The sequence below is a fragment of the Butyrivibrio sp. genome, assembly GCF_024699075.1.
Window position 1 is genome coordinate 1 of record NZ_JAILQF010000445.1, and the last position, 11,686, is coordinate 11,686.

Genomic DNA, 11,686 nt, shown 5'->3' on the forward strand with positions numbered 1-11,686 from the left:
TCTTCAAGAGATAGTCCGAACACTTCCTCTTCCCCGGGTTCTACAGATACTATGTAATCCTTCTGGTACTCAGTCTTTCCGTAACTCTTGATGCTGACCCTCATAATATACTGATCAGTATTTGTAAAAAGAGTCCTGTTGCGGACTGTAACAGTATCTGCATCCTCATCAACTATAACTGCAAAAGGCTGATAATTGAACTTGACGCTCTGCATCTTAGGTGAAGGCTTTCTCTCATCGCCTCCAAATGCTATACCATTACCACAGAAGTCTCCGTCATTAGGTCTTTCACCAAAATCGCCACCATAACCCTGATATTCATGGCCATAGCGGTCTTTACGTATAATTGACTGATCGATGTAATCCCAGATGAAACCACCCTGATATAAAGGCTCTTCTTCTGTAAGATCAGTATATTTGAACATTGCGCCGCAGGAGTTACCCATAGCATGAGTATATTCACAGCATATAAAAGGCTTATCACGATGCTCCTTAAGATAATCCTTTATCTCAGCAACAGGAGGATACATGCGAGATTCCATGTCTGAAGTGTCATTATATCTTCTGTCGTGACATATACCTTCATAATGGACAAGCCTTGTAGGATCAGTATTTCTGAAATAATTGGAAAGCTCGTATATTACTTTTCCTCCAAATGCCTCATTACCACATGACCAGATAAGTACGCACGGATGGTTCTTGTCACGCTCAAGCATTGATGTTCCACGATCTATTAGCATGGAAAGCCAGTCTTCATTGTCATAAGGTACCATGTAGCTTTCAGGTTTCTTATTTCCTGCAGTCCATGTTCCGTGAGTCTCAAGATTGGTCTCATCTATTACATATATTCCGTATCTGTCACAGAGCCTGTACATGTAGCTATTATTAGGATAATGGCTCATTCTAAGGGCGTTGATGTTATTTCTCTTCATGTTGATAACATCTGTTTCCATCTCTCTTCGAGATAAGGCACGTCCTGTTCTTTGAGAGAATTCATGGCGGTCTGTACCATTGAATACGATACGTTTACCATTTATATACATGATATGATCCTGGCCCATGACATATTCTCTAAAGCCGACTTCCTGAAGGATGGTGCCGCACTCCAGACCATTTTCATCATATAAAGTAATGACAAGAGCATAAAGATTAGGATCTTCTGCGCTCCAAAGATCCGGTGCATCGACTTTCAAGGTAACCTTTGCGCAATCCGTGCAAAGATTCCTGCAAGGATCTGCAAAGCATACTCCGCTAAGACTCTTATCTTCAGAAACATTGTCTGTCCAGCTGATATTCTCTGAGCAGATCTCATCGCCATCTGCTGCCTGTATATTAAGGGCACTGTCCCATTTTTCCTTAAAAAGCTGAAGAGTCATCTGGCCCTTACCACAGCCCTTAAGTGTTACTTCAAGTTCGCCCTTCTTATAATCATCAAGAAGATTAGTTACAACTTTGATATCGTATACATCTATACCGGTACAAGTATCCTTATCTGATCCGCTTCCGCCTGCTGCCTTTGAAGTATCAACGTCAGATACACTGCTAGTTCTGGTAAAGAGTGTTACATCCCTGAAGATACCTGAGAATCTGAACATATCCTGGTCTTCCATCCAGCTTCCTGAGTTGTACTTAAAGACCTGAAGTGCAAGCTTGTTCTCACCATCTTTGTTTACAAAAGGTGTAAGATCGAACTCTTTGGCATCAAAGGAAGAAGAGCTGTATCCCACATATTCTCCGTTAAGCCAGAGTGCAAAGGCACTCTCTACGCCGTCAAACCTTATATAAAGGCCGTGCCTCATAAAATCCTTTGGAAGCGTAAAATACTTAACATAGTTGCCAACAGGATGGTCCATCGTAGGGATCATCGGAGGATCAATATCCTCATGTCCATCCCATGGATACTGAACATTAACATACTGAGGTACACCATAGCCCTCAAGCTGCAAATGTGCAGGCACACGAATATCAGACCAAGCATGACAGTCTACATCCAAAGCTTCAAAGTTTTGTGGAAGTTCTGAAAGATTAGCAGAATATTTGAATTTCCAGCTTCCATTTAGAGACTTTCTAAGAGAGCTCTCCTGATCCCAGGCTTCCTGCAGATTACTGCATACGATATGATCTGAATGAGCAGGGAGACGATTCTGTGCGAAAAAGCCAGGGTCTGACAATTTGGCATAATCAAAAGTACACATATTATATTCATCCTTTGCTAAAAAAATTTTTATCCCCATAGATAATAATAAAGAATCACTTCATGACCTGGGTCAATTGCAATTCTTTATCATTATAATACCTGTTAAGTTGTTACAGTTCTTAATTTTTATCCATATCTAGTCAGAAATTGTTAATTTATCACAGTTCTTAGTTATTTCCATATCTAGTCAGAAATTGTTATGCTCAAGAAATTCATTTATCTTATGCCAGTACTTCTTGGAATCTATCCAGACTCCCTCTATATGCTTGGCACCAAGAGTCATGCAGAACTCCTTCTTGCAGGCAGCTGCATCGAAAAGCTCACGGCACATTGAAGGACTTACAAAGTCATCTGAATCTCCGTGAAGGAACAATGTTGGTGTCTTGGAATTCTTGACTGCATCTATAGGTCTTACCTTATAGAAATCGTATCCTGCGCGGACCTTGACCTCAAAGCGCAGAAGCGGCATTGCAAGCCAGGAAGGAATGATAGCGATCTTAGGATCAAGAGTCTTATATACATCAAGAAATTCTTCCTTAACTGTTGTATATGAGCTGTCTGAGATAGCACATTTGACATTTTCAGGAAGTGACTCACCTGTTACCAAAAGTGTAGTAGCTGCGCCCATGGAAGTTCCATGAAGCAGGATACTTGCTTCAGGGTCTCTTTTGATGATCCAGTAGATCCACTCAATAATATCATAACGATCATCATGACCATAACCTATATAATCACCTTCGCTCTGTCCAAAGCCTCTTAAATCCGGCAAAAGAAGGTTCCAGCCTTTTTTCTCATATTCCTGTGCATAAATTCCCATTCCTTCTGAGCTGTCCCATATACCATGGATGAGAACAACATAGTGATGTTCATTTTCTTTACCAGGAATATAGCTTGCATGAAGCCTTAAAGAATCTATAGAATTGATATATATGTCTCTTCGCTCTTCATGATTCCTGACCCACCTGCGACCTCTTGTTATAAGTTCTGATGAATCCGGATCAGCATCAGAGCGCTGCTTAGGCTTTATAGCAAAGTCATAGAGCTTATTACCTGCAAATGCTCCTCCAAATAATATTCCCGATAGTACACTTAATACTACAAATCCTGATTTTTTCTTCATAGCTATCCTCTTATATGCAAGTTGATCTGTGTCAAACTCACAAATTGCTTCGCATTTGCGAGTTATATATATTTCAGTATATCTCATTTATGGTTAAATTGCATCCCGGGCCCTTACCAGAATAGCAGAAATATTATCACTTTCTCCATCTCTTTTGAGCTTCTCTACCTGCTCTCTAAGCGATTCCTCTATAGCATCTTCAGAATCCTTATCTGATACATTCATGATCCTTGCAAAGTCATTTTGGGAAGTCATGCGCCAGAATCCATCACAGCACAAAAGAAATGTCTCATCCTTGTCTATAACTCCTCTGGAATAGTATGGATCAACCTTAAAGGCTGCGCCTACGCACTGAAGCAGTACGCTCTTCATAGGACTTACAAGAGCCTGCTTTGCAGTCATGCGCCCCTCATCAAGCTGCTTCTGGATATAAGAATGATCATGTGTGATGCAGGACACCTTCCTGTTAGAGAACCTGTATATCCTGGAATCTCCGATATTCATGGCAAGATACTCGTTACCAAGTATGATGAGCATGCATACAGTGGTACCTACACTTGCATGCTTCTGCGCACCATATTCATAGAGCTTTTCATTCATCTCAGTTGATATATATGTCCAGTTGCCCTTAATAAGCTCAATGGGATCATGCCTTCCAAAGTTGGATTCATCCAGCTTTCTGGTATCATCTTCATTGGACAAAAGACCCGGAAGTTCATTATAAAACCAGTCTTCCATTCTCCTTACGTATGAAGCACTAGCTATCTCACCATAAGATAAGCCCCCGCATCCATCACACACAAGTCCAAACGCGATACGTCCAAATTCCTTGCTCTTAGCTACCTTGAGCATCATGGAATCCTGATTTATTTCTTTGACTGTCCCTTTATCTGTTGTAAGTCCGGCTGTAAAAAACATTTATGCTATATGCTCTTTCTATGTTGCTTGTGTTTACTGTTTAATATTGCTTGTATTTAATGTATGTGTGTAAATTCTTATATTTATTGACTACTGTTTATTGTTGGAAATATATACTTCATCCTTCTCAACTACGAACGAAGAATTATTATCAAAAGATTTAGAACCGTTATTTTCAAGAAGTACTGTTTCATCTATATCGTTCATTGAACTTATAGGCATGGTCTCAGGACTGTCATTATTTCCATAAACAGCTTTGATAGGAACAGTCTGCCTTAAAGGAGTAGTCTTTCTGTCACTGAGATTCTGAGTTATATTATTGTCCATTATCTCAGAATTAGGTATTATACCCGATCTTCTCTTTACCATCTGAACATTTGAAGAAGCTCCTTCTGTCTCTCTTTTGGCCCTCTTCTCTATCCTTGCAACTTCTTTTTTGACACCAATTCCTGTAAGAACTATTATCTCATGCCTGATATTCATCTTGAACCAGATAAAAACAGTTATGATAAAAAAAACTATTGCTACCACTATCAAAATAAAAGCAATGGTCTGGTATAGCTGAGATGTCTCATTGATCTTATCAACACTCGTTCCACCTGATATCATGCTGACTATATTATTACTAAAAAACATTATTACCCTTCCTTTTTGTAGACACCCTCTGCAGCTTTATATGCAAGCTCGAGGTTAGTATACAGATTGTCTTTCAAAGGCTGTATCCTATCTTCATTCTCAGCATTAACGATAATATCCGTTTCAAGTCTCGTCTTTATATTATCAAGCTGAGCCGTTATCTCTTCGTATGTTATCCCGGCTTTCTTGAACTCTCCTGAATGTTTGCTGATCTGACTTACCATCTCCTTATATACCATAAGAGCCGTAGTTGTATTATCTGAAAGTGCAATGTCTCCGGATGTTATATCAACAAGATCTTCCCAGTACTGGGCATAACTTATCACTTCATCTCCGCTCTTACTAGTCTTACCAAGTCTTGAATAATAGGCTGCTATCTTACTGAGCCTTTGAGCTCTTGTGACCATGACCTCATCAAGTGTCTGAGATTTCGCTGCTATATCAAGCCACTTGGTAGACATCGGCTTATTGCCATCGCTGTCATAACAATAGAAATAAGCAAGACCCAGTCTGTATGCAAACTCATCATAATCCTCCTGATTGGTCATAAGCATCTGCTCATAGGTCCTGTTATTGTCATAGGGAGTTATCAAAATCTGTCTAAGCATCTCGTCTTCTTCAGGACTAAAGATATCATCTAATAGATATACCTGATTTAAAAGCTCCAGATAAGCAGTGTTATCTGTAGGATTTAAAGCTATAGCCTCTTCATAATTACTAACCTGTCCGGTTACATTTGGATGGCTTCTGGCTTCTTCTATATAGGATGCGTAACTGTCTTTTTCCAATTTACCGGCTGATGATGTCAAAAGAGCTGAAGACACCGCACATATAATTGTTATACTTGCAGTTATCGCAAACATGGCAACTCTCAAAGCCGCTCTTTGTCTGTAATCCTTATCAAGTTCGCTATAATGCTCAAGATCATACATAACCTGCGCACTTGACTGATATCTGTCCTTGGGATTGAGCTGGGTACATTTTAAGATGATCTGCTCAAGACCGGCTGAAAGCGTAGGATTCCATTGCCTTATAGGATACATCTCATAAGGTGCTTCCCCGGGATTGTGTCCCGTTACCAGATGATATAAAGTCGCTCCGAGATTATAAATATCTGTTCTCTCATCTGTCTGACCCCTGCCGCCGAACTGCTCAGGAGCAGCATAGCCTCTTGTACCAAGGCAGGTAGTATCTTCTACTCTGTCTTTTTTGAAGGTTCTTGCAGTTCCAAAATCTATAAGAGTGATCGTTCCGTCAGGCTTTAACATTATATTGGCAGGCTTTAGATCTCTATATATAATGGGGGATTTTCTGGTATGAAGATATGAAAGAACATCGCAAAGCTCCTTGGCCCATTTTATAACCTTGTCCTGAGGCTGAGCTCCATTTTCTTCTATGGCTCTAAGTAGTGTATTACCTTCTATATAGTCCATTACTATAAGAAAACATTCATCTGAATCTATAACATCTACAATGCTTGGAAGATATGGATGAGAAAGCTGCTTGAGCATATCGGTCTCCATTACAAGACTCTGCTTGACTATCTCATAATTACTGACACCATTCTTCCTGACCTCTTTGATAGCCCAGGGTTTATTAGCCCTTTCATTAATCGCAAGATAGACAGTACTCATACCGCCCTGCCCGATAATACTCAGTATCTTATACTTTCCATCAATTAGTGAACCGATCTGTAACATAAAAAATCCTTGTACTGCAAAACTCATTAACCCAAAAATCAATCATTTGGTTATGTAATTATGTCATTACCAGAGCGAAATTTCAAGAATCCTGCCCGAATAAAGCAAAATCCCGGTCATATGACCAGGATCCTGCCTGCGATAAATATAGATAATATTTCTGACTTGAGCATGTTCCCCGTATAATGCTCGTCCCCGCTTCTTTCATACCTAAGAGTGCTTCGTAAGAAACTGTACGGTTCCCAAACAGATAAATCTATTCGGAACCGCCAATTTCAAATGAATCTTAAATAGTAAATTTCTTGGGTTTTTACTATTAAGCTTCATTTAACTGTCAGTGTCATATTGTCATTACTATAAGGTCATTTCTAAGCACCAACAGCATCTTAAATATACATTCCATTTTAAAAAAATACATAAACATCCGACGAAACGTCAATTTCATGCGACGAACGACATTTTTGAATGTCAATTTGGATGTTTTTTGTTTTCGGGTAATGTTTGTATGATTAAAAGACAGAAACATCCATCAAGGAATCTGCTCTACAATCTGATTATTCCGAATAAGCTATAACCTTTTCCCCTTTCACATGATCCTCATCGTCAACATAAGTTGTAACCTCAGCTCTAAACTGACAACCATATGTTGCTGTAAACGACACGCTTGATGCGCCTTCATCAGATGGTACATCTATTTCTTCTATTTTCGTCCATACATTTTTTTCATCCTTGGCAAATATCTCGACATGACATCCTATTGGTCTACTATCTTTAGCCAGGTTCCATGAGACAACGCCATTAAAATCATCAGACATTTCAACCTTTAAATTGGAAACAGAAGCAGGTTTTTTTACAAATTCAGTTTCATAAGAACCATCTTCATTCTTGTGAGATACGATTTCCAAACTATCCATAACGTCGCTTATGTTAGTGTTATTTGCGCTGTTATTGTAACTATCAGCAGCAAGTTGATTGCCCCCATTAGTCGCCAAATAATTCGCCACGTTCTGCTGCGTTAAGAGCGGATTCTGTTCTTGTGTCTGCCGTTTTTCATTCGGACTACCACTAAATACAAATAATAAGCTGGACATCTCAAAAAGAAAGAGAATAAACAAAAAACAAAAAAAACCTTTAGCGAAACCAAGACTGCCCTTATCAGAAGATTTATTTTTTCTGTGACCTTCACCATTATTCCAAATATCATCAGCCACTGATGTATTGATATCCCATTCCCCATCACGTCTTTTACTCCAGGGATAGATATTCTTTATGATAATATCAATAGGCACATCAACCTGTTTTTGGTATACACGACCTTCAATCTGATAACTTCTGATAAGTCCAAATTTTTTGACTATTTCCGGCCATTCTCCTTTGCTCCTTGCTTTTTTGGTATCAGGGAAAAGATATTTAGCCAAAATATCCCATACATTGTAGTCAAAGTCGGGCAGATAAGAATAATAATCAACAATAAATCTTGTAATTTTCGGATCAGGTTTATATTTCTTCTTGCAAAGACTTTTATACTTTTCAACTATATCACAACAAAAAACTCCCCAGTATGCTGTCAGGTTATTCTTATTGTCATAAAAAACAGCAGACTGTCTTAAAAAGATAAGCATCCACGTTTTTTCATCTTTTGATAAAAAAGGCAGTTGTCTTACCTTTTCAACATATTCTGCAAAAAGAGTATACTCTTTAAGCTTAAGTTTTGGATCGAGAGTTTTTTCATTCTCAGATTCCTCGGGTTCATCCGAAACTTCTACATCTTCAAGGTTGAAATTGATTTTCTGATTATATATCTGATCATCTGTCTTTATTTCGAAATGTTCAAAAGTGATCTTTTCCAGATCGTCTGTCTTTATATCATGATGTTCAAAAGAATTCTCTTCCTGATCGTCAGATTTCACCTCATCTTTTTGACTGTAATCATCTTTGTTAAAAGAGGATTCCGCTTCCTGATTATCAGAAGATTCCTGATTATCAGAATTTTCTTCTACTACTTTTTTATCATCTATAGCTTTTTCTTCTATAGCTTTTTCTTCCAAGCTCTTATGCCTTTTGGCATAATTAATAGCTTCTTTATAGGCTGCCTTCAGATTCTTAAATTCTTCGGGATGTTCCTGGGGGTGGTACTTTCTTGAAAGTTTTGCATATGCTTTCTTTATTGCTTTCTCATCCGTAGTAGATTCTATTTGCAAGATTTCCCAATAAACTTTATTCATACCTAACCCTTCACTCACGACAAGGCAGATTGCTCAAAACCATAATCATGAATTATTGTATCCCTTCTCCCAATACTTATATTTCAGGATCAGGTAGACCGAAAATACTTCTTTCAATAATTTCTATTATATTCTCAAGATTTTGCTTCGAAGCTTCGATTGCATCTTTATTTGCACTTCGCAGTGCTCTATCATATTCCTCAATAGCATTACCAAGAATAATTCTCTGCTCCATATTGGATTCTGCAAAAAGCCTGTCAGCTTTTTCTATAAGAAGTACCAACTTATTCCTGTTTTCTTTGGACTTACTCTTTAGTTCAGCGAGCTTCTTCCTTCTTGCCGCAAGATCTGCTTCTGATAATCCGCTGCTTTGCGCTATATCTTTGACCACAGATTCATCCATATATTCAGACTCAAACTCAATTTCGAAAATACCATTTATATCATATGAAAATGTCACATCAACAGTAGCTTCACCTGCAGGTAACGGCTTAACTTTAAGCGATATCTTATCCAGGAGTTTATTCCTGGATGCAGTGTGGTATTCTCCCTGATATACGCTAAAAATGATCTCATCCTGCATATCCTTAATAGTCTGATAAGTCTCAGTTCTACTACATGGAAGGATTTCATTCTTGTTGATAATCGGTGACATAACGTCATTAACTATTCCAACGCCAAGTGTAAATGGACATATATCTGTCAGAATCAGATCTTTGACATTGCCTGATCTTTGCTGTATTCCAGCCGCAACGCCTACTCCCTTACATACTATCTCGTCCGGGTTTTCATCAACGAGAAGTTTACCTCCATACATGGATCTTAGGAAAAGCTTTACAGCCGGCATTTTGGATGAACCGCCAACAAGGATTATTCCGGCAACATCATCAATTTCATCTTTGGTCATACCTGCATCATTGAAAAGTCTTATCATCACGCGTTTGATCTTTTCATAAATATCAGCAGATATATCAACCAGATGCTGAAGATCTATTCTATATATAATTTCTTTTGCAAAAAGATCTTCTTTATTCCTGGAAAATCTGAATTTATATTCCAGTTCGGATTCTGTTGAAAGTCTGATTTTAATAATCTCTGCATGATGGTAAAGAAGTGCTTTCTGATAATCAGTCAGTGCCGGCCATATCAGGTCATTCTTGTTGCAGATATCAAGAGCTATAGCTTCATTAAAATCAGCTCCTCCAAGGTGGTTATCACCTGATATTCCCTGAATTTCTATTATGTTTTCAAAGGCATCGACTAAGGTTACATCAAGTGTTCCTCCGCCAAAATCAAATACGATGTATTTCTCATCTTCATTAATATGACTCACATGATAGTACAGGGCAGCTGCTGATGGCTCATTTACAAGTCTGTTAACCTTAAGACCTGCTATAAGCCCTGCATTTCTTGTTGCAGCTCTCTGACTGTCTGAAAAATAAGCAGGTACACTGATAATAGCTTCAGTGACTTCCTGGCCAAGCTCTCTTTCAGCATCCTGTTTAAGTTCCCTTAAAACAATTGCAGAAAGATCTGTAGCTGTATAGGTTCTGCCGAAGGCTTCATATGTCACATCTGATCCCATATTTCTTTTAAATTCCTGGAAGGTAGTTTCAGGATGTGTGATAAGTCTTTCTTTGGCAATCTGGCCCACAAAAGTATCACCGTTAGATTCTATGCTGACAACTGAAGGCGTAAGATATTCCCCGAGTGAATTTTTAATAATCTTAATGCCTTCATCTGTCCATGCACTGACCAGTGAATTGGTCGTACCTAAGTCAATTCCAATAATCATATTTAACCTCATGTCGCGAGTGAAACGAGTGACTAATGGTTCGATATTGGTGGAGCTCGCGACACCAATTCGGGTTTGAAAGTGGAACACTTTCAAACTTTTCTCCTAATAAATACTTTTTTCATAAAAAAAAACTACTGTTAATGCGCTAGCAAAAACAGTAGTCTCATTATTCGCAGCTGGTGCGGATTTCTGTTATTTACTCACAAAAAAACATACCTTTTTGATACTTATTAAATATCAATCTATATAGCCTATAAGAAGTTTAAGTGTATTCTCAGCTCCGTCTCTGTGGCTTCTCTCATAACCGTGAGAAGCATATACACCTGCGCCGATAAGACCATGTTTTACATCAAAGCCTGCACGAAGTGTAGCTTCTACGTCAGATCCGTAGTGAGGATATACATCAACAGCATAGTCAGCGCCCATCTTCTTAGCAGCTTCTATAAGTCCCTTAACTACTGAATAAGCGTAGGGTCCGCCGCTATCCTTGGAACAGATGGATACCTGACGCTCTGTACATGTAAGACCTTCTCCGACGCATCCCATATCAACTGAGATTGCTTCTGTTACGCCTTCAGGAACTGATGCACATCCGCCGTGACCTACTTCTTCGAATACAGTTACATGTACATATACTGCACGCTTTGGAGTGATCTTGTTATCCTTAAGATACTTGGCATATCCAAGAAGTATACCTACGCTGAACTTATCATCAAGGAATCTGCTCTTGATATAACCTGACTTTGTGATACGTGTACAAGGATCAAAGCATACGATATCGCCTACGCTTATACCAAGTTTTTCAACATCTTCTTTAGAATTAACATCTTCATCAAGGACAACTTCGCAGGTATCAAAAGTCCTCTTGATATCATTGTACTCACCATTAACATGGATTGATGCATTTACAAGCTGGAATGTTCCTTCATAATCTCCATCGAACTTAGTAACAATGCGGACATTCTCTGTCTCAGCATTATTAGCATTCATTCCGCCAAGAGGTGTTACTACAAGGCGACCTGTTCCCTTAATAGAAGATACCATACCGCCAAGAGTATCTGTATGGGCTTCAAGGAAGAGGCCATTCTTCTT

At 38.7% G+C, this 11,686-nt stretch carries 8 protein-coding genes; all 8 read right to left on the bottom strand.

Annotated features, from left to right (window positions below):
- On the bottom strand, nucleotides 1-2,195 hold a 2,195-nt coding region (locus K6G87_RS17470), incomplete at its 3' end, for a glycoside hydrolase family 2 TIM barrel-domain containing protein (protein WP_296840132.1).
- 189 nt (nucleotides 2,196-2,384) lie between these two features.
- Entirely contained in the window at nucleotides 2,385-3,317 is a 933-nt protein-coding gene (locus K6G87_RS17475; protein WP_296840134.1) for an alpha/beta hydrolase, read from the bottom strand.
- A gap of 93 nt (nucleotides 3,318-3,410) precedes the next feature.
- Nucleotides 3,411-4,235, bottom strand: a complete 825-nt coding sequence (locus tag K6G87_RS17480; RefSeq protein ID WP_296840138.1) for a PP2C family protein-serine/threonine phosphatase — start codon at nucleotides 4,233-4,235, stop codon at nucleotides 3,411-3,413.
- A 90-nt stretch (nucleotides 4,236-4,325) separates the two neighbouring features.
- On the bottom strand, nucleotides 4,326-4,871 hold the full coding sequence (locus K6G87_RS17485; RefSeq protein WP_296840140.1) for a hypothetical protein: 546 nt from the start codon (nucleotides 4,869-4,871) through the stop codon (nucleotides 4,326-4,328).
- A 2-nt stretch (nucleotides 4,872-4,873) separates the two neighbouring features.
- Nucleotides 4,874-6,571 (bottom strand): serine/threonine protein kinase, encoded by a 1,698-nt coding sequence (locus K6G87_RS17490; protein WP_296840143.1) that lies wholly within the window; start codon nucleotides 6,569-6,571, stop codon nucleotides 4,874-4,876.
- Nucleotides 6,572-7,125: 554 nt separating this feature from the next.
- Nucleotides 7,126-8,796: a J domain-containing protein gene (locus K6G87_RS17495; protein WP_296840146.1), complete on the bottom strand. Its 1,671-nt coding sequence runs from the start codon at nucleotides 8,794-8,796 to the stop codon at nucleotides 7,126-7,128.
- A gap of 76 nt (nucleotides 8,797-8,872) precedes the next feature.
- Nucleotides 8,873-10,591 carry an Hsp70 family protein gene (locus K6G87_RS17500; RefSeq protein ID WP_296840149.1) on the bottom strand — a complete coding sequence of 573 codons (1,719 nt, stop codon included), beginning with the start codon at nucleotides 10,589-10,591 and terminating at the stop codon, nucleotides 8,873-8,875.
- Nucleotides 10,592-10,831: 240 nt separating this feature from the next.
- On the bottom strand, nucleotides 10,832-11,686 hold an 855-nt coding region (locus K6G87_RS17505; RefSeq protein ID WP_296840151.1), incomplete at its 5' end, for a M42 family metallopeptidase.